This window comes from Endozoicomonas montiporae CL-33, assembly GCF_001583435.1.
Taxonomy (GTDB): Bacteria; Pseudomonadota; Gammaproteobacteria; order Pseudomonadales; family Endozoicomonadaceae; genus Endozoicomonas_A; species Endozoicomonas_A montiporae.
The window spans coordinates 3,504,957-3,528,762 of sequence record NZ_CP013251.1 but is presented as its reverse complement, the minus strand read 5'-3'; the positions used below and the strand labels follow the sequence as shown (position 1 = coordinate 3,528,762).

The following is a 23,806-nucleotide window of genomic DNA, read 5'->3' as shown; positions in this document are numbered from 1 at the left end:
CCCAGGCACAATAAGGCAGAGTTTATCAGAAAATAGCGTTGGCAATAAAGTAGCCAATCACACAGGCGGAACCGACAGAGATGATACCCGGCACCATGAAGCTGTGGTTGAAGTAGAACTTACCGATGCGGGTAGTACCTGAAGCATCGAAGTTACAGGTGGCGATATCGGAAGGGTAGTTCGGAATGAAGAAGTAACCGTAGGAAGAAGGCATCAGGCCCACCAGAACCGCAGGCGGGAGACCCATTGCCATGCCCACAGGCAGCATCATGCGACAAACTGCAGCCTGAGAGTTCACTACAACTGATACCACAAACATCGCCAGGGCAAATGTCCACGGGTAGTTCTGCACCATGCCGACAATGCTGGTTTCGAAGGTTGGCATGGCGTGGCGGAAATAGGTATCACTCATCCAGGCAATACCAAAGATAGCCAGGGCAGCAACCATGCCCGACTTGAAGACAACGCCTTCAGGTACCTTGGATGTCGGTGTTTTTGTGACCAGTAGAATAATACCGCCAAAGGCCAGCATCATCATTTGAATGATGGTGGACATGCCAATGGTAGCACCCTGTACGGTACGCACGGCCGGGAACATGGCCACTGCGACAATGCAGGCCAGAGCCAGCAGAAACAACATAACGGAGTTTCTGGCGGAAGCTGGCAGTGTTTCGTCCAGAGAGGTCGCTGTGGTAGACAGGATCTTCTCGCGCATATCCGGATCTTGCATACGACGCTGGTATTCTTTGTCGTCTTCCAGTTCAACACCTCGACGCATGCTGTACAGAGACATCAGCATGGTTCCCAGGAAGGTGGCAGGAATGGTCACGCCCAGAATATGGAACAGGGTAATGCTGCTGCTCAGCTCGCTCATGGAGGTCAGGTAGAACACCACAGCCGCAGACAGGGGGCTGGCCGTGATACCCATCTGGGAAGCAACGGAAGCCGCTGCCATGGGGCGCTCGGGACGGATTTTGTTTTTCAGGGCGACGTCACCAATGATCGGCATGATGCTGTAAACGGCGTGGCCGGTACCCAGCATCAGGGTCATGGTGTAGGTCACAATTGGTGCGATAATCGTAACGCGCTCAGGGTGCTTGCGCAGAATACGCTCAGCCACCTGAAGCATGTATTTCAGACCGCCAGCGGCTTCCAGAATGGAAGCACAGGTCACCACTGCCATGATGATCAGCATAACGTCCACCGGAGGGGACCCCGGTGCCATTTTGAAAATAAACACTTTGACCATCAGGCCAATGCCGGAAACAACACCCAGACCAATACCGCCAAAGCGGCTGCCCAGATAGAGCATCAGGAGAAGAAAAATGAACTGAAGAATTAACATGAAACGACTACTTAAGAAATAGAACCAGAGGGAAATTGAATAAATTACGACCTGATTATTTATCATGTTAAGCGGTTAAGTATTGATCGCGGTCAACATCATTGAAATAAATAGAAACCGCAGTACAAATAGTAAACATGCTGGTTATATGTTGAACAATTTCGAATGTTCTGTTCGTAAAGTGATTCTTGCCTCTGTCCTGAAGCCGGTAAAATTTGCTAACATACCCCGTTATTTCGCGAATCGACCGGTTTTCCTGTGTGTTCGAGCTGGCAGGCGACGGTTTGTCTGATCTGTACAGTGCCAGGTAGACATGTTCAGGAAGGTCGAAATCACTCAACCTTGCATGAGGGCGGGGGTACTTCATGGCTGTAGTTGCCAAAAAGTCATCCATGATTTTTTTCTCGGATCCGGCTGATCATTACTGTCACCGGGTTCGTATTGTTCTGGCGGAAAAAGGCGTCGCGGTTGACATCCAGAATGTCAATCCTGAAAACCTTCCGCAAGAATTGTCGGATATGAATCCTTACAACACGCTGCCAACTCTGGTTGATCGTGAGCTGGTGCTGTATGAACCAAACGTGATGATGGAATACCTTGATGAGCGTTTTCCTCATCCGCCGTTGCTGCCTGTTTATCCGGTGAGTCGAGCACAGAACCGTCTGATGATGCACCGCATCCAGAAAGACTGGTGTGCTCTGGTTGATATCATCATGAACCCTAACACCAAAGAAACACCTGCCAATCGTGCGCGCAAAGAACTTCGTGAAAGCCTGCTGGCTATCGCCCCGATTTTTGCTGAAAAGCCGTACTTTATGAGTGAAGAGTTTACTCTGGTGGATTGCTGTGTAGCGCCTATCCTGTGGCGTCTGCCGGCTATGGGTATTGAATTGCCTAAGCAGGGCAAGCCGATTCTGCAATACGCTGAGCGACTGTTTGCACGGGAGTCTTTCCAGGAAAGTCTGTCCGAAATCGAAAAAGAAATGCGCGAATAATCGGGCTTTATAAGCACTCAACTAAGCGAAGTTATGCTTCGTCTGGTCGGGTGCTTCTGATCGGCAACGGAGTTAAAGCTGTTGCCGATTCTTTAATTCGGAGACAGATATGACAATGACCAGTAGTCGTCCATACATTGCCCGCGCATTGTATGAATGGATTCTTGATAACGACTGTACACCTTATATTTTGGTGGACGCTGCTCGCCGCGGTGTTGAAGTGCCTTGTGAATTCGTCAAGGACGGTCAGATTGTGCTGAATATTTCTCCATCTGCTGTGCGGGCTTTGCAGATGGATAATGACATGATTACCTTTAGCGGTCGCTTTGGTGGCGAGGCGTTGAATATTACGGTTCCCTCCGATGCGCTTATGGCTATTTATGCCCGTGAAAATGGTCAGGGTATGGTGTTTGAGGTTGAGCCTCAGGTGGACGAGCCAGAAGAGCAGGAAGCCGAAATTGGTCTGGTGGAAGTGACTTCTGAGTCCAAGCCTGCTGAAGTAAAGCCTGCCGATACTGATCAGTCTGACGAGTCTGATGATAAAAAGCCTAAGAAACCGGGGCGACCGCACTTGAAGGTGGTCAAGTAAGGTTGTAGACAAATCATGCCCCGTGTCATGAAGGTCCGGGGCATTTTTTTTATCACAAAACACTGTCATGAGGGTGCTATGAAGTTAACAATAATAACGGGTAGTCATCGTCGGGAATCTCAGAGTGAGCGAATAGGGCATGTTCTGTCTGAGCGGGTTGCAGCGCTCGGGCTGTTTGATGAATGTGAGGTGTTCAGTTTGTCGGGCAACCCTTTGCCGCTCTGGGATGAAGTGATTTTTAGTGGTGATGAGCAATGGAAAGCTCTGTTGTCTCCGCTGAAACAGAAGCTTAGAGAGAGTGACGCATTTGTTGTGGTATCACCCGAGTGGAATGGTATGGTGCCGTCTGCCCTGAAAAACTTCTTTCTTTTGTTTGGTGCGCTGGAGTTGGGGCACAAGCCCGCGCTGATTACGGCTGTTTCCTCCGGTCAGGGGGGCTCTTATCCGGTGGCTGAGTTAAGGATGAGCAGCTATAAAAATGCCAGACTGTGCTTTATTCCGGAACATCTGATTGTCAGGGGTGTTGAGTCAGCTTTGAACGGGGAAGATCCGGCAGCTGATGCTCTGCTACAGGATCGGGCGGATTATGCCCTGAAGTTGCTGGGTGAGTATTCAAAGGCGTTACGTCAGGTAAGAGCCAGTGGCGTAGTGGATCATAAAACCTTTAGAAATGGTATGTAATCAATGAGAATGAATCGTTGAATGTCTCTGGCATTGAAAACGGGTCATTCTTTACTAGGCTTGCTCTCTGTTACAGCCTCTCTGTTGCGGCCTCTTTGTTGCTGCAACAGCGAAAGGTTGTTTTTAAGAACCGAATAATAAGCACTTAACCGGTATTCAGAGACTGGCTTTCTATGAATTTAAACACAGTGTTTATGTTTTACGCTGCCTTGCTGATCTTGGCAGGGGTGTCTGGCTGTGAGCGCAATGATCGCTATAAGCTTGAAGCCGCTCTTGAGTCGGCCAGTGTGTCGCTGGCCAGACAGGCTGAACTGTCAGGTTATGGCCTGATTACTTCTCAGGAACTGGCTACTTTGTTGAAAAGGGATCCTTCAGTGATGCTGGTGGATACCCGAAGACCGTCTGACTTCGGAAAAGGTCATATTCGCTCAGCCAGAAATTTTACCTTTCCCAAAGGGGTTATCATGGATGAGGGCTGGGAAGATTCGTTGATGATGGGGCACACCAGCGAAGAGCTTCTCCAGCTGCTGGGGCCTGATCGGAACCGGTTGTTGGTGTTCAGTTGTAGCAGAACCCGTTGTGAGCGGGGGCATAATGCTGCCTTGTGGGCGGTTCGGCTAGGGTATCGTCGAGTGTTGCGTCACCCGGGCGGGGTTGAAGCCTGGCAGGGTGAAGGTTTTGAGCTGGTCAGGTAATCGAGTGTTGTTTTTCGGCCCAGTGCAGGAAGTTGCTTATGAGTTGCGAGCCGGCTGTGCCTGATGTTTCAGGATGGAACTGTACTCCAATGAATGGCCGGTTGATGATCTCGAACGCTTCCACGCTGTAGTAGTCTGACTGTGCCAGAACATGCATGTTGTCACAGGGATGAATACCTTCGCAGTGGTCTTCGGAGAAGCGTCTTGAAGGCAGGTTGTCGAAAACGGGATGAGGTGTTGTAATCTCTATCTCGTCGTCAGTCCTTCGTTCCTCACCCAGATAGACCTCAGCACCAAATGTCAAAGCGATGGCCTGATGACCGAGGCAGATGCCCAGGGTTGGGTGTTCCAGATGCTTCAGGAACTGAAAGGACTGCATCAGTTCATCATGCTTCTGTTGGCTGTCGGTGAAAAGATGAGGGCCGCCAGAGAGGATGACGGCTGTGGATTCGGCAAAGTTCCAGCGGTTGGCGTCCTGTAGTTCAATATTGATGGGGTTGTAGCCTTGGTGCTTAACGATGTCGATAATCTTTGGGAGTTTATCGCTGCCGCAGTTGATGATGGCAATCGCTTTGCTGGTCATGTTTGTCTCTTTTGTTGAATAAAACCGATCCGCCGCCGGAACGGTTTCATAGAGTGGTGTCTGCAGGCAGTATAGAGCGGCCTTTAAAAGCTGCTTCTGTTAAGTACTCAACCATACGAAATCATATTTTCTGACTCATTGATCAGTCACTCTGACTGCGTTGCAACTCTGGTCACATAGCTTGCTATGCTCCCGTCGTTGCGCCTTGCAGAGCACCTGCCCAATAAGCCAGAAATATTCGATTCCGTATGGCCGAGTACTTAGCGCACATATTCAAAAATTTTGACCACTTTCTGTACGCCTCTTGTATTTCTGGCGGCTTCAACGGCGTTGCTGGCTTCTTTGGGTGTAGCCAGTCCCATCAGGAATACAGTGCCTTTTTCTGTATTGACTTTGATTTTGTCGGCGGAAACGATTTCATCCTGAATCAGTTTGGTTTTGATTTTGGTCGTCAGCCATGCGTCGCTACTGTGCTCCATAACACTGGCTCGTGGGCCAATGGTCAGCTCGTTATACACTTTGCGCACATTCTGTATTGGCGTGACAATTCGGGTCGCTTCGTCTTTCATTGACTGGTTGGGAACCTGTCCGATAATCAGCACAATCCCGTTAAAGCTGATGACTTTGATGCGGCTGTTGCGTCTGAACTCGTCACTGGACTTGTTAATATTGACTTCAGCTACGGTTTCAATCGTCTGGTCGTCAAGCCAGTTGCCCCAGGAGCGCTCCGTGGGGTCTTGTTGAATCGGGTCTTCATTGACGCTGTCCACAACGGTGGCGCAGCCGGTTGTGAGCACTAAGAGTCCGGCTAGCAGGCTGGCGAAAAATACTCGATGGGTGCGTTTCACTCGATACTCCTTTGCATAGTTTGCTGTGAAAACCTTTCATCATGGGGTGTGACGAAAAATATTTCCTTCACTGGGTGTTGCCATTGTTCGTTTATCTCAACCGCAGATTGTCAGTTTGCGAACTGTGCGGATAAAAGGCGCTTGTTGTTTACTCGGTTGAAAACAGGAATTCGTCAATCAAGTCGCACAGGCAATGAATAATGAGTGTGTGGACTTCCTGAATGCGCGGGGCTTCATTGGCAGGCACCCTGATTTCAATGTCTTCAGGGTGCAGAAGTCTGGACATGTCACCACCGTCTTTGCCGGTCAGGGCGATAATGCTCAAGTCCCGGTCGTGGGCTGCCTGAATGGCCTGAACCACATTGGGGCAATTGCCTGTCGTCGAAAAGGCCAGCAGGATATCGCCCTGCTGGCCGAGTGCGCGGATCTGTTTCGAGTAGATTTCGTTAAAACTGCTGTCGTTGGCAATAGAGCTGATGGTCAGGCTGTCGGCGCACAGGGAGACGGCCGGCAGGGATGGGCGTTCCCGTTCAAACCGGTTCAGCAGTTCGGAAACGAAATGTTGTGCATCACCTGCAGATCCGCCGTTGCCGCAGGCGAGAATCTTGCCGTCACTCAGCAGGCACTGCACCATAAGCTCCGCTGCATCTGCAATATAGGGAGGCAGGGCGTCGGCAGCACGAATTTTTGCGTCAATGCTGTCCGAGAAATGACGTATAATCAAATCATGCATGTCTCGAGTCCTGAACGTTTATAAACGCCTTTAGAAAACCGTTAAAAAATACCTTGTAGCCATTCTATCGGTTTTGGCAGTCGTTCGTCATTGCTACTTATAGCGTTGCTCGTAACGTTTCCGGTTGGGTTAAAAATCAGAACGGCGTCGAACCGGCAGTGACGGTGTTGGTGCTTTCTGTGATTTTGCAGGAAATGAGCCGCTGTTTGCCGCATTTTCTGCTGTTTTTTCGGAGTGATGCTGGCGGAGGCACCGCCAAACGCCAGACTGTTGCGACTCCGTACTTCGATAAAAACCAGTGTCTCACCATCCAGCATGATCAGATCCAGCTCCCCTGACCGGCAGGCATAGTTACGGTCAACCAGTTTCAGTCGGTTTGCTTTGAGGTGATGTAATGCCCGGTGCTCGGCCCGGGCACCGGTTTTATTCCGAAGACTGAGACGCCAGTACATCAGTGTTCTGTACAGGGATGGGGAGGGGAGTCAGTTGGCCATTGCGGAAAATCTGCCATGACAGTTCCCTGCTGACGCGGCCATGGTCGTCTATGCTCAGCCAGCCGGTCAGCCCGTCAATCCGGCTGCCGCTCAGGCTTCGCAGTTGTTGTAATCTTGGGTGCAAGTTATAACTGTCGGCTCCCAGGGCGAACAAGCTACCGTATTGGCCACGGGCTGTGGGCCAGGTGCCGGTGATGGACTGCTTGAGAGATGAGCTTTTTCCGGGCGCATTCCACGGCATGATCGGAACCCTGAGAAAGTTCAGATCCTGATCCCTGCTTCTGTTTGTCTGTCCGGAGTAGGCGTTAGAGGTGGCATAAGCAGGAACGTTGCCTGCGTATTGGTAGGCCAGTGCCGGCTTGATTTGTCTGGCCTCTTCCGGTGAAGTGGCCATGAAAATCATATCAATATCCTGTCGGCGACGGGGCTCGAAGCCTATCTGCTGTCTCAGTAACCGGCTAATCTGTCTGGCGCGTTGCTGGCTATTATTGACCAGTAAGGCTTCTCCGGCCAGCTTGCTGTATTCAGTCTTGTTGTCAAACTGGCTGATGCCAGCTACTTCGCCTTCCAGCTTTTTCCACTCATTGGTGAAGCTTTCAACGGCTCGCTGACTCCATGAAGCATTGGAGGTAAAGATGAGTGCACGACGGTGCCCGTCCAGTATGCCTCTCTGGGCGGCCAGTCTGGCTTCGTCTTCCGTAGATAGGCCAAACTGGTAAAAGCCGTCGGTTGAGGGGCCTTTTGCCGGTTGTGTTGGATTGTCTTCTGAGCCAGTGTCTGCGTAATTCAGGGCAAGAATGGTGACGCCTTCTGGTGGAGACTGTTTCAACCGGATGACATTGCTTTTGTCCAGTGGGCCGACAATCAGTTCGGCACCTGAATCTCTGGCTTGTTCAGCCAGCTGAACAATGTCGGCTTTGTAGGTGTCAAAGAACAAAACCTCGGGGATTGATTGTTCGCCTGTATTGCTGCTGGTTGCATTGTTGTTGGACGAATTCTTATTCTTGTTGGATGAATTCTTGTTGGATGAATTCTTGTTGGATGAATTCTTGTTGGATGAATAGTACGCGGCCATAAAGCCGTCCCGTACTGACTTGCCTGCTGTGGCAAGGGGGCCGCTGGTCGGGAGCAGTAAAGCTATTTTTTGTGGGTGTCGGACGGCTTCTGCCGTCAGGCTGTCGAGGTTGTCTGGCAGAAATTTTCGTGCCGGATGGTCGCTCCAGTGATTTTGCCACTGGGTCAGATTTTCCAGTTGTCGGTCAAGTGCCTTGCCCGGGCTGTAAATCATGGCCAGTTCCAGCCAGCCCTTGAGGTTGTTATCTCTGGTCTGCGCGTTTAGCGACATTAAACGCTCATGGGGTGTGTGCAGCAGGGTTGCCCAGAAGTCGTGGTAAAGTGGCTCCTGTTGCTCCGGTTGCAGATTCGGCATGGCTGACAACCATTCGTCCAGTGCTGCCAGATATTCACCGTAGCGGTTGAAGGCTTTAGCGCGCAGAATATGTGAACGGGAGATCAGTCCGGGGTCAGTGCTGTTAATGACCGGTTCACGATCCAGCCAGTGGAAGACTTCCCAGTTCTGTCCGCTGTGCTCGGCGATTTCGGCTCTCAGCAGGGACAGTCTGGCCTGCAGGTCAGAGGGAAGCTCATCGTAGGGTATGCTTTCCAGTATATTTTGGGCGCGGTAAGACTGTTCAGTCAGTAGTTGTTCAGCGGCGGTAATTTTCAGTTCTGCACTTTGTGGAAAACTGGCACGCTCTGCCTGAACCAGAAGTTGATCCGCTGTCCTTGGGGTAGTGTCCACCGTTGGCAGGGGTTGTTGAATGACCTGCTGAGGTGGTTGAGAAGAACAGCCTGCCAGGATGGCAGTGATGATCAGGGCTGTGATCGGTCTGAGTCTGGAAGGGTTGTCCCTCATAAAATCCTCATTATTAATGAGAGCTGACAAGCACAGTGGTCTTTTCAGTAGATCGAACATTGTACCTTAACTGTGATTGCCGTGAATAATATTTCAATATGAATTTATTGTAAAAACTGTCAGGGTTTCGCTTTTGCAACGTGTTGAATGGTGTTGCCATCGATTGTGCCGATGTCGAGTGTCGCTGTAGACTTCCGCATCTAGTTAACTGTCTTGATGATCAATAGCATGTCTGAAAGTACGCTGTATGTTGTAGCCACACCGATTGGGAATCTCGGGGATATGACGCCCAGAGCCATTGAAGTGCTCCAACAGGTCGATGTGATTGCGGCTGAGGATACCCGTCACAGTAAAAAACTGATGAACCATTTTGGTATCACGACGCCCATGGTGCCCTGTCATGACCATAACGAGCGACAGCAGACAGTAAGCCTGCTTGCGCGTCTGGCAAAAGGTGAGGCGGTGGCGCTGGTCAGCGATGCCGGTACGCCCCTGATTTCGGACCCGGGTTATTTTCTTGTGCGTGAAGTGCGGGAGGCGGGTTACCGCGTAGTGCCCGTGTTGGGAGCCTGTGCCCTGATTGCAGCTCTGTCGGTGAGCGGACTGGCAACGGACCGGTTTTACTTTGAAGGTTTTTTGCCTGCCAAGTCGTCAGGGCGCCGTAAAAAGCTGGAGGCTTTATCCGAGCTGACGGCTACCTGGGCGGTTTATGAATCGACGCACCGAATTTTGGACAGTCTTGCTGACTTTAATCAGGTGCTCGGGGCTGATCGATATATTGTGCTGGCAAGAGAGTTGACCAAGACCTTTGAAACGGTGTTGGCGGGTACTGTGGCAGAAGTTGAAGCCATTCTTCAGGAGGATTCAAACCAGTGTCGTGGTGAATTTGTTGTGCTGGTCGAAGGCTGCAAAGAGGAAAAGGCCAGTGATATTGATTCGCAAACCGCTCGTTTGCTTCAACGGCTTATTGAAGAGTTGCCGCCAAAAAAAGCCGCGGCTGTTATCGCTGATATTACGGATTACCGTAAAAAAGAGCTTTATAACCTGGCTTTGACAATGAAAGCTTGATTCGACGCCGTTAGCTCTATAATATTCGCCGCCGCGAGTTGGCCGGGCAGTCGCTGCATGGAGATTACTGGTATTTATCAGTGTATCTGTGTGGAGGAAAGTCCGGGCTCCGAAGGGTAGGGCGCCAGATAACGTCTGGGGGGCGAAAGCCTACGGAAAGTGCAGCAGAGAGTAGACCGCCTAAGTCTTCAGTCGAAGACCGGTAAGGGTGAAAGGGTGCGGTAAGAGCGCACCGCATGGCTGGCAACAGTTCATGGCACGGTAAACCCCGCCTGGAGCAAGACCAAATAGGGACCCTACAGGTGTGTACCCGCACTGGGTCCGGGTAGGTTGCTTGAGGTGTCTGGTGACAGGCATCCCAGATGAATGACTGCTCAGGCTGGACAGAATTTTATTCTGGCTGGCCGGACAGAACCCGGCTTACAGGCCAACTCGCTTCTTTTCATTCTTGTGTGAATGCTTTTTTCAGATCATTCTTGCTTGTTCAGGGTTGGGTTCTTTGTTTGAGAACGATGATTCTGGTCAGGTTGTCATCAATTGTTATTGAAACAATAAGCAGTACTTTTTATTTGCGCTGTCTGTTGTTGTCAGCATTTCTTATCAGCTTGTGGAAAAAATAATATCCACAGCAACTTTTCCACAACTTCCTGTCATCTCTTTTTATCCGGCTATTTTTGTTCAGTGCCTTCAGCTATCGAGATAGCTTGTTAATTTATAAAGACTTTTTCAGTAGTTTGGGTTTGTCATGTTATTCACAGATTGACAAATTCCTGACGTAGTTCGTAGTTGCCCTGCTTGACGTGGGTTTTCCAGATTTCTATAGTGTGCTTGAGTGGCGTATTGTGGATAAAAGTGGGTTTAATTGGTTTATTGTCCGATCTGGTGGAGTTTTTTCCCGGTCATACACAGCAGCCATAAAAACGTGATTTTTCTGAAAAAGTAGCATTTGGGGTTCAGTGTTGTTGTTAGCCGGAAGCTGCCTGTAGGGAAAGTTCTGGAATTAAGGAGAGAGATTTGTTTCGCGGTGTTAACGCTATCAATCTCGATGCCAAGGGACGATTGGCTATTCCTACCCGCTATCGGCAGGGTTTGAGGGATCGTTGCGCCGGAAGTCTGGTGGCAACCATTGATACCGATGAACCGTGTATTCTCATTTATCCGGTTGATGAGTGGGATATCATTCAGAAAAAAATCGAAGCACTGCCCAGCTTTCATCCCATGACCCGCCGCATACAAAGACTTCTGATCGGCCATGCTACTGATCTGGATATGGATGGCAATGGTCGGGTTTTGGTGCCCCCACTGCTAAGGGATTATGCCGGGCTGGGCAAAAAATGCATTTTGCTCGGGCAGGGCAAAAAGTTTGAACTCTGGGATGAAGACTGCTGGAATCAGCGCCGGGATGACTACCTGAGGGAAGCCAGCGACGCCGAAGAGGTTCCGGTTGAGCTACAGTCTTTATCCCTTTGATTGATTTAACTCTGGCTGGCAAGAGCCGGTTGGCGTAAAGAGTAACCGTAGTAAGTGATGGGTAATACAGACAAGCACATTACCGTGCTGTTGGATGAAGCCGTAGAGGCTGTGTTAACTGACCCCCAAGGTGTCTATGTGGATGGCACGTTTGGCAGGGGAGGTCACAGCAGGGCGATTCTGGACGGGCTGGCTGATGAAGGCCGGTTATACGGTATCGACAAAGACCCGCGGGCAATAGCCGTTGGCACAGAGCTGGCTGAGCGTGACAGGCGTTTTGCCATTCATCACGGTTCGTTTATTGAGCTGGATGAAATGCTGGAAGGCACACAGGTAGATGGTGTGCTGCTGGATCTTGGAGTGTCGTCTCCACAGCTGGACTCTCCTGAGCGTGGGTTTAGCTTTATGCACGATGGTCCTCTGGATATGCGCATGAACACCACTGAAGGTGAGAGTGCCGCAGACTGGATTAATCGGGCTGAAGAGCAGGAGATCAGCAAGGTGATCTGGGAGTACGGTGAAGATCGCTTTTCCCGGCGTATGGCGAGAGCCATCGTGGCAGCCCGGGAGGAAGCGCCGATCACCACAACCCGGCGTCTTGCCGAGATTATTGCCGCTGCCTGCCCGACGCGCGAAAAGGGCAAGCATCCTGCTACCAGGGCGTTTCAGGCAATCCGTATTCACATTAATCGTGAACTGGATGACTTGATTGAATGTCTGGATAAGGCGCTGGAAGTTTTGAAGCCGGGTGGGCGACTGGTTGTGATCAGCTTCCATTCACTGGAAGATCGCATTGCCAAACGCTTTATCCGCAAGCATGCCAAAGGTGATGAATTGCCCAGCTGGTTACCGGTGCGCGAAGACCAGCTGAACAAGCGGATGAAACCTCTGGGCAAGGCGATCAAGCCTGGCAAAGCAGAGGTGGATGCTAACCCGCGAGCGCGTAGCGCCGTGATGAGGGTGGCCGAAAAACTGGTTTGATCCTATGGATAAAGAGCCGTTATTAGCGTTGTTTAATCGTACCAATGCACTGGTAGCAGGTTTGCTTCTGCTGGTGCTGGCGTCGGGTGTGGCCGTCAGCTTTGTCGGCCATGAAAACAGGCGGCTCCATAATGTTCTCCAGCAGGAGCAGGAGAATTTGAATACCGCCCAGATAAAGTGGGGCAAGCTGCTGCTTGAGCACGGCATGCTGACATCACCGGGGCGTATTGAATCATTAGCCAGGGGTGAATTGGGAATGAATGTTCCGGATTCCGGGCGTATAGAAGTGGTGGCACCATGATGGCCAATACTCGCAGAAACGACAAAAATTCTAAAAAAAATGCGAAGGCCGGGGGAAACCTGCAAGGCTATCCTGCCCGTTATCGAATTCTCAAAGGTTTGTTTGCACTTGCCGGACTCGTGATTCTGTCACGGGTTATGTACTTGCAGGTGTACGATAGTCGTTTTCTACAGCAAGAAGGCGACAAAAGAGCGATACGTCACGAATCGATTCCTGCCCACCGGGGTGTTATTTTTGACCGCAACGGTAAGATGCTGGCAGTCAGTGCTCCGGTGATGACGATCTGGGGTGATCCCCGAGTTCTGGTTGATCAGCAGGAGCATTGGCCAACCCTCGCCAGAGTTCTTGATATCCAGACATCCGAGCTGGCAACCCGGATTCGGAACAACAGCAGCAAAGAATTCATCTATCTCAAGCGACAGGTTACGCCCGAAGAGGGCATGACTGTTCTTAATCTGAATATTCCCGGTGTTAACAGTTACGACGAACACAAACGTTACTACCCAATGGGTGAGGTGGCGGCGCATCTGGTGGGTATTACCGGTATTGATGACAAGGGGCAGGAAGGTCTCGAGCTGGGTTATGACAGCTGGCTGACAGGACAATCCGGTACTCGTCGAACCTTGAAGGACCGGCGTGGGCGACTGGCCAAAGAAGCGGAAGTGATCAAAAGTGCCGAGCCGGGCAAGGAGATCATGCTCAGCATCGATCTTCGGCTTCAGTATATGGCTTATCGGGAATTGAAAAGAGCAGTCACCGAGCTGAAAGCCAGTTCGGGTTCGCTGGTGATGCTGGATATCGAAACCGGTGAAGTGCTGGCGATGGTGAATCAACCTTCATACAACCCCAATAACCGTTCCGGCATGCAGGCGTACAGGATGCGTAACCGGGTGATGACCGATTTGTTTGAGCCGGGGTCTACTCTGAAACCTTTCACGGTGGTGGCGGGTCTGGAATCCGGACGATACAACCGGGATACCGAAATTAACACCGGCAATGGTTATATGCGGGTCGGGCGAAATGCCGTTCGTGACCTTGGTGGGTACGGAACCATCGATATGGAAACCATTCTGGTTCGCTCCAGTAATATCGGGGTTAGCAAGATTGCCATGGATATAGGTGCTGACAGTCTGGTCAGCGTTTTGCGTCGGGTTGGTATAGGTCAAAGTATTGGAACAGGGTTTCCCGGTGAACGAACCGGGTTTCTGCCCTATCAGGATCGCTGGAGTGATTTTGATTTATCAACACTTTCCTTTGGTTACGGTTTGACGGTGACACCTTTACAATTGGCTCAGGCTTATATGGTTCTGGGGGCTGGGGGTATCCTGCGGCCGGTTTCGTTGATTAAGCGCGATGTTCCGCCCCAGGGCAAACGTGTCATTGATGAGCATATTGCCAGTGAAGTGCTGGATATGCTGAGTGCTGTTGTTCGACGAGGTTCCGGACGCAGAGCAGGTATTCCGTCTTATCCGGTGGCGGGTAAAACGGGAACAGTGCGCAAAGTGGGTGGCAGTGGCTACTATGATGATCGCCATATCGGCTTGTTTGCTGGTGTTGTACCGGCTGATAACCCCAGACTGGCAACGGTTGTTATTATTGATGACCCGTCCGGTGAGAATTATTACGGAAGTTTCACTGCCGCCCCTGTCTTTTCCAAAGTGAATGCTCAGGCGCTTCGGATGTTGGGCGTTAAGCCCAAGCATAACGATGTGCTGACCGCAAAGACGGGGGGCTGGTTCAGATATGTTCTCAATGATGCGGGTTAGACATTTTAAAGAAGAGTCTTTTATGACTGTTCAAAGGCAGGTGCTCCATGAAAGCGAGCCCGTGAATAAGCAGGAAAGTAATGGCTGATAGCCCATTAAATACAATCAACGATGTACTGGCGGTTCTAGACTACCCGTCGGTCGAGATAGACAGGCCGATATCAGGATTAGCCCTCGACAGCAGAAAGTTGATCGGGGGTGAGTTGTTTCTGGCGGTTCCCGGATTCGCAGTGGATGGTCGGCGCTTTATAGAGGCTGCGGTTTCTGCTGGTGCATCTGCTGTGCTGGCGGAAGCTCAGGACTCAGAAGTCGGGTATGAGGCTGTTCATTGGGCTGGTACTGCAGAAGAAAGTGCTGCTGAAGAAAGTGCTGCTGAAGAAGGTGCTGTTAAAGAAGGTGCTGTTAAAGAAAGAGTACCGGTTATTTTTGTTTCAGGGCTGAAAGACCGGATTGGTTTTCTCGCTGATCGTTTCTATCGGCAGCCGTCTGCAAACTTGAATGTGGTAGGAGTGACCGGAACCAATGGTAAAACCTCCTGTTGTTGGTTTATTGCCCAGCTTTTGTCTTTGCTGCAGCAGCCCTGTGCCATCATGGGCACCATTGGTAAAGGGGTTCCGCCGTCGCTGGAGCCCTGCCTGAACACTACGGCTGATGGCGTTTCCCTGCATCAGTATATGGCTGATCTGAAAGCGGACGGTGTGAACGCTATAGCCATGGAAGTCTCTTCCCATGGTCTTGATCAGGGACGGGTTGATAGCGTTCACTTCGATGTTGGCGTGTTTACCAATATCAGTCGCGATCATCTGGATTACCACGCCACGCTGGATGCGTATGCAAAAGCCAAGTCACTACTGTTTGCTGGTGGTCGGGTAAAGCAGGCCGTTATCAATCTTGATGATAACTACAGTGGTATGATGCTGTCTGCTTGTGGTCATCAGACAGAGGTTTTAACTTATTCGGTGTCCAACCCGGAAGCGGATGTGTTCGCAGAAACCATTGAACTGAAGGCTGCTGGTCTGGTGAGTCAGGTTCGTACTCCCTGGGGTAGCGGTCAGTTGCGCACTCCGCTGTTGGGGCGTTTTAATCTGGAAAATCTCTTGGCTGTTCTCGGTAGTGTCTGCATTCAGGGATATGCTTTTGAGCAAGTGTTGCCGTTGATGACTCAGTTGACGACAGTGCCGGGACGTATGCAGCGTTTTGGTGGACACGGAAAGCCCATTGTTGTGGTTGATTATGCCCATACGCCGGATGCGCTGGAAAGTGTTCTGGTTGCGTTGCGTGAGCACGGCGCCAGTCGTTTAACCTGTGTGTTTGGCTGTGGCGGAGATCGTGATCGCGGCAAGCGCCCTTTGATGACACAGGCGGCCATCAAGGTAGCTGACAAAGTTGTGGTAACCAGTGATAACCCACGCAGTGAAGACCCCGGACAAATCATTGCTGATGCCGTTAAGGGTGTTGATGTGGGTAATGTGACGATTGTTACTGAACTGGATCGTGGCAAGGCCATTGCCAACACCATCGCTGAAGCACAAGTGAGTGAAATTGTTGTGGTAGCGGGCAAGGGGCATGAAGATTATCAGGAAGTAAAAGGTAAACGTTTTCCGTTTGACGACAGGGATCATGTTTCTCGCGCGTTGACAGGGTGGAGTGCATTATGATCCGGGCTTATCAGTTATCAGAACTGGCGGCAGAACTGGGTGGACGTTTAAACGGCCAGAACCTGAGTGTTTCCGGAATCAGTATTGATTCCCGCTCGGTGCAGTCCGGTGAGTTGTTTATTGCCATCAAAGGGCCTAATTTTGACGGGCATGCTTATGTGGATAAGGCTATTGAATCGGGTGCTGCAGCGGTACTGGTGCAGGAGCAGCCTGTCAATCCCGATAGCTTTAGCTACATTCTGGTAGACGACACATCAGAAGCGCTGGGTCAGCTTGGCGCATTCAATCGCCATCAGACCGATATCCCTTTTCTGGCGATCACCGGGTCCTGTGGAAAAACATCCGTTAAGGAAATGCTGGCAGCCATTCTTGATCAGGAAGGCTCGACGCTGGCTACGCACGGCAATCTGAATAATGCCTTTGGCGTCCCACTGACTCTGTTCTCTGTTGAGGCAGGCAATCAGTTTGCTGTTATAGAGCTGGGAACCAGTTCGCCGGGCGAAATTGGTTATATCTCGGAACTGACTCGCCCTGATGTGTCGGTCATTACCAATGCCGCCGAAACGCACCTTGATGGTCTGGTCGATGTTGCTGGTGTTGCGCAGGAAAAGGGTTTTATTCTGGACTCCCTGTCACCTTCAGGAACAGCGATATTAAATCTGGATGATGACTTTTTTAATGACTGGCAGCAACGGACGTTATCAGGGAGTGAGCAGCGTCGGGTGCGATCTTTCAGCTTGAACAATTCTCAGGCAGACAGCTATGGCAGTGATATTGAAACCACGACAGAAGGCATGCGTTTTACTCTGAATCTGAACGGACAGAAACGAACACTTCGGATTGCCTTCTGGGGGCAGCATCAGGTACAGAACGCCTGTTGTGCCGCAGTTGCCGCCTCTGCGGCAGGAATCGGACTGGACAAGATCGTTCAGGGTCTGGAAAATGCCCGCCCTTACCAGCGTCGTGGACAACGTTTTGCATTAGACGACCGGACGCTGGTGATTGACGAAACCTACAATGCCAACCCCAAGGCAACGCTGGCCGCTGTTGATCAGCTGGCCGAGTGTGAAGGTCACCGGATTATGGTGCTTGGGGATATGCTGGATCTGGGTGCTGTGTCACAACAGAGGCATCACGATGTGGGTGCCTATGCCCGTGACAGGGGTATTGAGACCTTTATTGCATTGGGCGACGCTTCCCGACAGGCGGTGTCTGCCTATGGTCGTGACGGACGTCATTTTGAAACGAAAGCCTCTCTTGTGAGCGGGTTACGGTCTTTGCTGTCAGAACTGGATGTTCCGGCAGTGACTGTGCTGGTGAAAGGTTCACGGGGGATGGGAATGTTGGATATCGTAAGGTCCCTGGTGGGGTCTGACTATAAGGGAGAGCGCTGACAATGCTGCTCTGGCTGGCGGATTTTTTATCCCAGTACTACCACGGTTTTGCCGTGTTTCAATATTTAACGCTCAGGGGCATCCTTGGCGTACTGACCGCTCTGGCGCTGAGCCTCTGGCTTGGGCCGCACATGATTCGTCGTCTGAGTTATCACCAGATCGGTCAGTCTGTTCGTGATGACGGGCCTAAATCGCACCTCAGTAAAGCGGGTACGCCCACCATGGGTGGCGCCCTGATTCTGGTGTGTATTGCCATCAGCACCCTGTTGTGGGCGAATCTGGAAAATCGTTATATCTGGGTTGTTCTGTTGACAACGGCCGTATTTGGCATCGTTGGCTGGGTGGATGACTACCGCAAGGTGGTGGAGAAAAATTCCCGTGGTTTGCCTGCGCGCTGGAAATTTTTCTGGCAGTCCGTGGCAGGGTTTGGTGCCGCTATGTTTTTGTTCATGACTGCGCCGGGTGCTGCAGAGACCACTCTGATTGTGCCCTTCTTTAAAAACTTCACCATTGCTCTGGGGCCGTTTTTTGTTGTGATCACCTATCTGACCATTGTTGGAACCAGTAATGCGGTCAACCTGACAGATGGTCTGGATGGTCTGGCGATTATGCCAACCGTGATGGTGGCTTCGGCACTGGCTATTTTTGCGTATCTGAGCGGTCATGCCAATTTTGCCCAGTATCTGCATATTCCGTTTATTTCCGGTAGTGGTGAGCTGATTGTGTTCTGCGGAGCCATCGCAGGTGCCGGTCTTGGTTTTCTCTGGTTTAACACCTATCCGGCTCAGGTTTTCATGGGTGATGTTGGCGCGCTGGCGCTGGGTGCGGCACTGGGTACCATCGCGGTGATTGTCCGGCAGGAAATTGTTCTGATCATTATGGGCGGTGTGTTCGTGATGGAAACAGTGTCGGTGATTTTGCAGGTGGCTTCGTTTAAGCTGACCGGTCGTCGTATTTTCCGGATGGCGCCTATTCACCATCATTTTGAACTGAAAGGCTGGCCGGAGCCCCGTGTTATTGTTCGTTTCTGGATCATCACGCTGGTATTGGTGCTGATCGGTCTGGCAACACTGAAGCTCCGCTAAGGATTAAGGCAGGTATATGGGTTCGGAACTGATAGCTTCGAGTTGTTCACGGGTTGTCGTTGGTCTGGGAAAGACGGGGCTGTCCTGTGTGCGCTATCTGTCCTCAAAGCAGTTGCCGTTCAAGGTAATGGATACCCGTGACCAGCCTCCGGGTATCGACCAGCTGCGCAAAGAATTTCCGGATGTCGAAGTGCATACTGGCGGTTTTAATCAGAACTGGCTGAACAGTGCTGATGAGCTGGTAGTGAGTCCCGGTATTGCGGTGGCCGAACCGGCGATTGCCGAGGCAATAGTTGCAGGCGCGCACGTTGTCGGTGATATCGAACTGTTTTGCCGTGAGGCAAAGGCACCCATCGTTGCAATCACCGGTTCAAACGGTAAAAGCACGGTGACCACTCTGCTGGGTGAAATGGCTGAGGAAGCCGGTCTTTCAGTTGGGGTGGGAGGCAATATTGGCATACCGGCACTTGAACTCCTCGAAGACGGTGGCAAAGAGCTCTACATCCTTGAATTGTCCAGCTTCCAGCTTGAAACGACGCATTCGCTGGAAGCTGCGGCTGCGACAGTGCTGAACCTGAGCCCGGACCACATGGATCGCTATCCGTCCATGGTTGAATATCATCAAGCCAAGCAACGCATCTATAAAGGCTGCAAAAGTGCGGTTTACAACAAGCAGGACGCTCTGACGACACCTTTGTTGCCTGTTGCGGTCAGTGGTGTGGCATTTACAGCGGGTAAGCCTGATCTGAACGACTATGGTCTGTTGCAGGAAGGTGATACCACCTGGTTGTGCAAGGGCGTTGAAAGGTTGCTCGACTGTTCGCAGATGAAGCTGTGTGGGCAACATAATCAGACCAATGCTCTGTCAGCACTGGCTCTGGGTGAGCAGGTTGGCATTCCTCTGAGTGCGATGTTGGAAGTACTCAAACGCTTTACTGGTCTGAAACACCGTTGTGAATGGGTGGCTGAGCGCGATGGTGTGGTCTGGATTAATGACTCAAAGGCCACCAATGTCGGCGCGACTGTGGCAGCGATTGAAGGACTTGGCAGTACGATTAAAGGAAAGCTGGTTCTGATTGCCGGAGGAGATGGCAAAGATGCCGATTTCTCCGATCTGGAACAGCCGGTCAGTCAGTATGTCAGAACACTGGTTTTAATGGGGCGTGATGCGCCCGCAATTGAGCAGGCAGTGGAGCATTCTGTGTCATCCGAATATGCACGTGATCTTGGAGAGGCGATTGCCGCGTCAGCCAGAGCCAGTCAGCCGGGTGATATTGTACTGCTGGCACCGGCCTGTGCCAGCTTTGATATGTTTGCCAGCTTTGAACAGCGCGGAGATTTATTCCGTCAACAAGTGGTTGAGTTTCTCGGCATAGATCGTCAGGAGCTCCCATGACCATTCACCAGAAGCTGCTTCAGGAGTTCAACAGTAAAGGTACAAAAGCCAGCATGGTTGATTTGCCTCTGCTGGGTGCCATTCTGACACTTCTGGTGATCGGACTGATGATGGTCAGCTCGGCGTCCATGGGAGAATCCGACAGTATATACGGTAATCCGATGTACATCATGCTGAAGCAGTGCCTGTTTATTGGAGCCGGTCTGTTCTGCATGCTGTTTATGATGCTGATACCCGTTAAAAAAATAGAGCGATACAGCTGGGCATCGTTGTTTCTTGGTCTTTCACTGCTGGTGCTGGTGCTGATTGTGGGGCGGGAGATTAACGGCAGTGTTCGTTGGATACCGCTTGGCGTGTTCAATTTGCAGGCATCGGAAGCGGCAAAGGTGTGCATCGTTGTATATCTGGCGGCCTACCTTGTACGTCGCCTTGATGAAGTCAGAACCCAATGGGGTGGCTTTTTGAAGCCGCTGCTGATTCTTATTACCTCAGCCGTTTTGCTGTTGCTTGAGCCGGATCTGGGGGCAGTGGTTGTGTTGATGACCGCATCCATGGGCATGATCTTTATGGCCGGTGCCCGGAAAATGCAGTTCACCGTATTACTTATTCTGCTGGGTGTTGCTGTTGGTTTGCTGATCTGGATTGAACCTTATCGAATGGCACGCCTGACGTCTTACCTTGATCCCTGGGGTAATGCTTTTGGCAGTGGTTATCAGTTAACGCAGGCGTTAATCGCTTTTGGTCGCGGTGAGTGGTTTGGCGTGGGTCTGGGTAACAGTATCCAGAAGTTGTTCTATCTGCCAGAAGCGCATACCGATTTTGTGTTTGCCGTTCTTGCTGAAGAGTTTGGTGTGTTTGGCTGTTCAGTGGTTGTGCTGCTGTTCCTGTTTATTTCCTGGCGGGTTTTGCAGATTGGTTTCCGTTGTGAACAGAAAGGTTTGTTGTTTCACGCCTATGTTGCCTACGGGTTCGCTCTGTTATTCGGCGGACAGGCATTGATTAATATTGGCGTGAATACCGGTCTGCTCCCGACTAAAGGTCTGGCGTTACCGTTAATCAGTTATGGTGGCAGTAGTCTGTTGATTAACTGCCTCGCGTTTGGGTTGTTGTTACGAATTGATTATGAGCGACGCTTGTTCAAGGTTAAAGAGAAGCCTGCAGAACGACGCAGGAGGGCCGTCAGCCGGGGAGGTCAGCATGCCTGAACATTCTCCGGCCGCTATTCAGCCAGCACGTCAGCCAGCACGTCAGCCAGCCCATCAGCCAACGATTGTTGTGATGGCGGGTGGTACGGGTGGTCATATTTTTCCGGCTCTGGCGACAGCCCGGGAACTGAAGTCCAGAGGATTTAATATCCACTGGCTGGGTACACCCAACAGTATGGAAGCCGAACTGGTGCCGAAGCACGGTTTCGACATCAGCTTTTTGCCGGTGACCGGACTGAGGGGTAAGGGGCTTGGCTTTTTGTTAAAAGCGCCCTGGCGAGTTTCAGTTTCTCTGTTGCGGGCAGTCAGGGCTTTAAGGCGTCACAAGCCCGTTTGCGTGTTGGGCATGGGCGGTTATGTGACAGGGCCGGGTGGTCTTGCTGCCCGTCTGTTAGGCGTTCCGCTGGTGATTCATGAGCAGAATGCCATTGCCGGACTGACGAATAAAGTGCTGGCGAGAATCTCGAGCCGGGTGCTGGAGGCTTTTCCGGGAACGTTTAAAAAAGCCGGTATGAAGACTGAAAAAGTGTTTCACACTGGTAACCCGGTCAGAGCCGATATTCAAAACGCCGTACAACCGCTTGAACAACGGGGCGATGCTCCGGTTCGGTTGCTGGTTGTTGGTGGCAGTCGTGGCGCTCAGGTGTTTAACCAGACAGTTCCCGAGGCGCTGGCATTGCTATCCGAGTCAGAAGGTGTGCCTTCGGTTCAGATTTGGCACCAGACAGGCAAGGGTAACCTTGAAGCAACCCGACAGCTGTATCGTGACCATGGCGTTGAGGGGCGGGTTGAAGAATTTATTGATGATATGGCAGAAACCTACGATTGGGCAGACCTGATTCTTTGCCGGTCTGGTGCGTTAACCGTATCAGAGTTGGCTATTGCCGGTCGCCCTTCCATCCTGGTGCCCTATCCCTGGGCGGTTGATGACCATCAAACCGCGAATGGACATTATCTGGTTGAACAGAGCGCGGCTCTGATGATCCAGCAAAGCGAATTTAACAAAGGCAGTTTGGCCCGAATGTTACAGGATTTAGTTGCAAATCGTTCACGGCTTGAGCAGATGGGGGCAGCGGCCCGGTCTATTGCTCTGCCGGAATCAACCCGACAGGTGGCAGAGCACTGTCTGGAGGTGGTGAATGTCTGATAATCGAATGTTTCCAGTGACACCGGTTCCGGAAATGCGTCGTATTCGTCGTATTCATTTTGTCGGTATCGGTGGCACCGGAATGTGTGGTATTGCGGAAGTTCTGTGCAATCAGGGCTATGAAATATCCGGATCGGATATTCGGCAGTCACCTGTCACCCGTCGTTTGGAAGGGCAGGGTATCAAGGTATTCATCGGACATGATGCAGATCATGTTCGTGGTGCGGATGTAGTGGTAACGTCAACGGCGGTTGCCAGTGAGAATCCAGAGGTGACAGAAGCAAAAGCGTTACGTCTGCCGATTGTACCGCGGGCAGAGATGCTGGCGGAGCTGATGCGTTACCGGCATGGTATTGCCGTGGCGGGTACTCATGGTAAAACAACGACAACGAGCTTGCTGGCGTCGGTGTTTGGTTATGCCGACCTTGACCCGACCTTTGTTATTGGTGGACGCCTGAATTCTGCAGGTACCAATGCCAAGCTGGGAGGCAGTCGTTATCTGATTGCTGAAGCGGATGAGTCGGACGCTTCCTTTTTGCATCTGCAGCCTATGGTATCCATCGTCACCAATATCGATGCCGACCATATGGCCACTTATGAAGGTGATTTTGGCAAGCTGAAGAAAACCTTTGTGGACTTTCTGCACAACCTGCCTTTTTACGGGCTGGCTGTCGTATGTATCGATTGTCCTGTTGTGCGTGAACTGTTACCGTCAATTAAACGACAAGTTATCACTTACGGTGTGAGCGAAGATGCTGATATCCGCGCGGTGAATATTCGTCAGGATGGCATGAAGACCCGTTTTGACCTGATACGCACCCAGTCCGGTGAGACCATTGATATGGAGCTGAATATTCCGGGGCATCACAATGTATTAAACGCCCTGGCAACCTTTGCGGTAGCGTCGGATGAAGGCATCAAAGATTCTGCCATTCGTGAAGGTTTACGACAGTTTCAGGGTGTTGGGCGTCGCTTTCAGGTGCAGGGGCATTATCGGCATACAAACAGTGCCGGTGATACAGGCAATATTATGTTGGTGGATGACTATGGTCACCACCCGACAGAAGTGGCGGCAACGGTTAATGCGATTCGCAGTGGCTGGAAAGATAAACGACTGGTGATGCTGTATCAGCCGCACCGTTATTCGCGTACCCGCGACCTGTATGAAGACTTTGTGGATGTGCTGTCCAGGGTGGATGTGCTGCTGCTGATGGAAGTCTATGCCGCAGGCGAAGAGCCTGTGCCCGGAGCCGATAGTCGCAGCCTGTGTCGAAGTATTCGCCAGCGGGGGCAGCTGGATCCGATTTTTGTATCCGATCCGGAATCACTCGATGATATTCTTTCCGGCGTCTTGCTCGGCGGCGATTTACTTTTGACCCAGGGCGCTGGTGATATTGGCGCGCTGTCGTTGAAACTGAGTGAAAAATTAGGAGAGCCGGTATAATTTACCGGCCTGA

The 23,806-nt window shown here is 51.3% G+C and carries 22 protein-coding genes and 1 other RNA gene; 17 read left to right on the top strand and 6 right to left on the bottom strand.

Translation table 11 applies throughout. The features are described 5' to 3' along the window. Positions 1-25: 25 nt before the first annotated feature. The gene (locus EZMO1_RS16140) at positions 26-1,345 is read right to left on the bottom strand and encodes an anaerobic C4-dicarboxylate transporter (protein WP_034877198.1); all 1,320 of its coding nucleotides are present in this window, start codon (positions 1,343-1,345) and stop codon (positions 26-28) included. Positions 1,346-1,710: 365 nt separating this feature from the next. Here EZMO1_RS16140 and EZMO1_RS16130 point away from each other — a divergent pair, with 365 nt between their 5' ends. The 4 genes from EZMO1_RS16130 (at position 1,711) to EZMO1_RS16115 (ending at position 4,305) form a co-directional block, all read left to right on the top strand. Continuing rightward, positions 1,711-2,340 carry a glutathione S-transferase N-terminal domain-containing protein gene (locus EZMO1_RS16130; RefSeq protein ID WP_034877202.1) on the top strand — a complete coding sequence of 210 codons (630 nt, stop codon included), beginning with the start codon at positions 1,711-1,713 and terminating at the stop codon, positions 2,338-2,340. A gap of 109 nt (positions 2,341-2,449) precedes the next feature. Then, a complete protein-coding gene (locus EZMO1_RS16125) occupies positions 2,450-2,929 on the top strand; it encodes a ClpXP protease specificity-enhancing factor (protein ID WP_330217125.1) in 480 nt (159 codons plus the stop codon). 78 nt (positions 2,930-3,007) lie between these two features. Beyond that, positions 3,008-3,610: an NADPH-dependent FMN reductase gene (locus EZMO1_RS16120; RefSeq protein ID WP_034877614.1), complete on the top strand. Its 603-nt coding sequence runs from the start codon at positions 3,008-3,010 to the stop codon at positions 3,608-3,610. Positions 3,611-3,783: 173 nt separating this feature from the next. Next, positions 3,784-4,305 (top strand): rhodanese-like domain-containing protein, encoded by a 522-nt coding sequence (locus tag EZMO1_RS16115; protein WP_034877207.1) that lies wholly within the window; start codon positions 3,784-3,786, stop codon positions 4,303-4,305. Here the strand turns inward: EZMO1_RS16115 and EZMO1_RS16110 are convergent. From EZMO1_RS16110 to EZMO1_RS16090, 5 genes are all read right to left on the bottom strand, one after another. Continuing rightward, the gene (locus EZMO1_RS16110) at positions 4,298-4,888 is read right to left on the bottom strand and encodes a type 1 glutamine amidotransferase (RefSeq protein ID WP_034877209.1); all 591 of its coding nucleotides are present in this window, start codon (positions 4,886-4,888) and stop codon (positions 4,298-4,300) included. The two genes, EZMO1_RS16115 and EZMO1_RS16110, sit on opposite strands and share 8 nt — an antisense overlap. A gap of 260 nt (positions 4,889-5,148) precedes the next feature. Beyond that, positions 5,149-5,736 carry a BON domain-containing protein gene (locus tag EZMO1_RS16105; RefSeq protein WP_236632035.1) on the bottom strand — a complete coding sequence of 196 codons (588 nt, stop codon included), beginning with the start codon at positions 5,734-5,736 and terminating at the stop codon, positions 5,149-5,151. A 148-nt stretch (positions 5,737-5,884) separates the two neighbouring features. Next, positions 5,885-6,469 carry a phosphoheptose isomerase gene (locus EZMO1_RS16100; RefSeq protein WP_034877211.1) on the bottom strand — a complete coding sequence of 195 codons (585 nt, stop codon included), beginning with the start codon at positions 6,467-6,469 and terminating at the stop codon, positions 5,885-5,887. Positions 6,470-6,510: 41 nt separating this feature from the next. Beyond that, positions 6,511-6,921: a YraN family protein gene (locus EZMO1_RS16095; RefSeq protein WP_082212211.1), complete on the bottom strand. Its 411-nt coding sequence runs from the start codon at positions 6,919-6,921 to the stop codon at positions 6,511-6,513. Beyond that, the gene (locus EZMO1_RS16090; RefSeq protein ID WP_187300023.1) at positions 6,893-8,878 is read right to left on the bottom strand and encodes a penicillin-binding protein activator; all 1,986 of its coding nucleotides are present in this window, start codon (positions 8,876-8,878) and stop codon (positions 6,893-6,895) included. Before EZMO1_RS16090 ends, EZMO1_RS16095 begins: the two co-directional genes overlap by 29 nt. A gap of 228 nt (positions 8,879-9,106) precedes the next feature. Here EZMO1_RS16090 and rsmI point away from each other — a divergent pair, with 228 nt between their 5' ends. The 13 genes from rsmI (at position 9,107) to murC (ending at position 23,793) form a co-directional block, all read left to right on the top strand. Continuing rightward, complete coding sequence (gene rsmI, locus EZMO1_RS16085) at positions 9,107-9,946, top strand: 16S rRNA (cytidine(1402)-2'-O)-methyltransferase (protein WP_034877216.1); 840 nt, start codon at positions 9,107-9,109, stop codon at positions 9,944-9,946. 34 nt (positions 9,947-9,980) lie between these two features. Next, an RNA gene (rnpB, locus tag EZMO1_RS16080) (RNase P RNA component class A) lies at positions 9,981-10,385 on the top strand. A gap of 575 nt (positions 10,386-10,960) precedes the next feature. Continuing rightward, complete coding sequence (mraZ, locus tag EZMO1_RS16075) at positions 10,961-11,416, top strand: division/cell wall cluster transcriptional repressor MraZ (RefSeq protein ID WP_034877220.1); 456 nt, start codon at positions 10,961-10,963, stop codon at positions 11,414-11,416. Positions 11,417-11,473: 57 nt separating this feature from the next. Continuing rightward, positions 11,474-12,397, top strand: a complete 924-nt coding sequence (gene rsmH / locus EZMO1_RS16070) for a 16S rRNA (cytosine(1402)-N(4))-methyltransferase RsmH (RefSeq protein WP_034877222.1) — start codon at positions 11,474-11,476, stop codon at positions 12,395-12,397. Between the two features lie 4 nt (positions 12,398-12,401). After that, entirely contained in the window at positions 12,402-12,698 is a 297-nt protein-coding gene (gene ftsL, locus EZMO1_RS16065) for a cell division protein FtsL (protein WP_051790148.1), read from the top strand. Then, positions 12,695-14,464, top strand: coding sequence for a peptidoglycan D,D-transpeptidase FtsI family protein (locus tag EZMO1_RS16060; RefSeq protein ID WP_082212213.1), 1,770 nt, complete (start codon positions 12,695-12,697; stop codon positions 14,462-14,464). The genes ftsL and EZMO1_RS16060 overlap by 4 nt, the downstream gene beginning before the upstream one ends. Before the next feature lie 80 nt (positions 14,465-14,544). Beyond that, positions 14,545-16,122, top strand: coding sequence for a UDP-N-acetylmuramoyl-L-alanyl-D-glutamate--2,6-diaminopimelate ligase (locus EZMO1_RS16055; RefSeq protein WP_034877224.1), 1,578 nt, complete (start codon positions 14,545-14,547; stop codon positions 16,120-16,122). Next, positions 16,119-17,516 carry a UDP-N-acetylmuramoyl-tripeptide--D-alanyl-D-alanine ligase gene (locus tag EZMO1_RS16050; protein WP_034877226.1) on the top strand — a complete coding sequence of 466 codons (1,398 nt, stop codon included), beginning with the start codon at positions 16,119-16,121 and terminating at the stop codon, positions 17,514-17,516. Before EZMO1_RS16055 ends, EZMO1_RS16050 begins: the two co-directional genes overlap by 4 nt. A gap of 2 nt (positions 17,517-17,518) precedes the next feature. After that, positions 17,519-18,601 carry a phospho-N-acetylmuramoyl-pentapeptide-transferase gene (mraY, locus tag EZMO1_RS16045; RefSeq protein WP_034877227.1) on the top strand — a complete coding sequence of 361 codons (1,083 nt, stop codon included), beginning with the start codon at positions 17,519-17,521 and terminating at the stop codon, positions 18,599-18,601. 16 nt (positions 18,602-18,617) lie between these two features. Next, positions 18,618-19,997, top strand: coding sequence for a UDP-N-acetylmuramoyl-L-alanine--D-glutamate ligase (murD, locus tag EZMO1_RS16040; protein WP_034877229.1), 1,380 nt, complete (start codon positions 18,618-18,620; stop codon positions 19,995-19,997). After that, positions 19,994-21,202, top strand: a complete 1,209-nt coding sequence (gene ftsW, locus EZMO1_RS16035; protein ID WP_082212215.1) for a putative lipid II flippase FtsW — start codon at positions 19,994-19,996, stop codon at positions 21,200-21,202. Before murD ends, ftsW begins: the two co-directional genes overlap by 4 nt. Beyond that, positions 21,195-22,349, top strand: a complete 1,155-nt coding sequence (gene murG / locus EZMO1_RS16030) for an undecaprenyldiphospho-muramoylpentapeptide beta-N-acetylglucosaminyltransferase (protein ID WP_082212217.1) — start codon at positions 21,195-21,197, stop codon at positions 22,347-22,349. The genes ftsW and murG overlap by 8 nt, the downstream gene beginning before the upstream one ends. Further along, complete coding sequence (gene murC, locus EZMO1_RS16025) at positions 22,342-23,793, top strand: UDP-N-acetylmuramate--L-alanine ligase (protein ID WP_034877231.1); 1,452 nt, start codon at positions 22,342-22,344, stop codon at positions 23,791-23,793. The genes murG and murC overlap by 8 nt, the downstream gene beginning before the upstream one ends. The last annotated feature ends 13 nt before the right edge of the window (positions 23,794-23,806 follow it).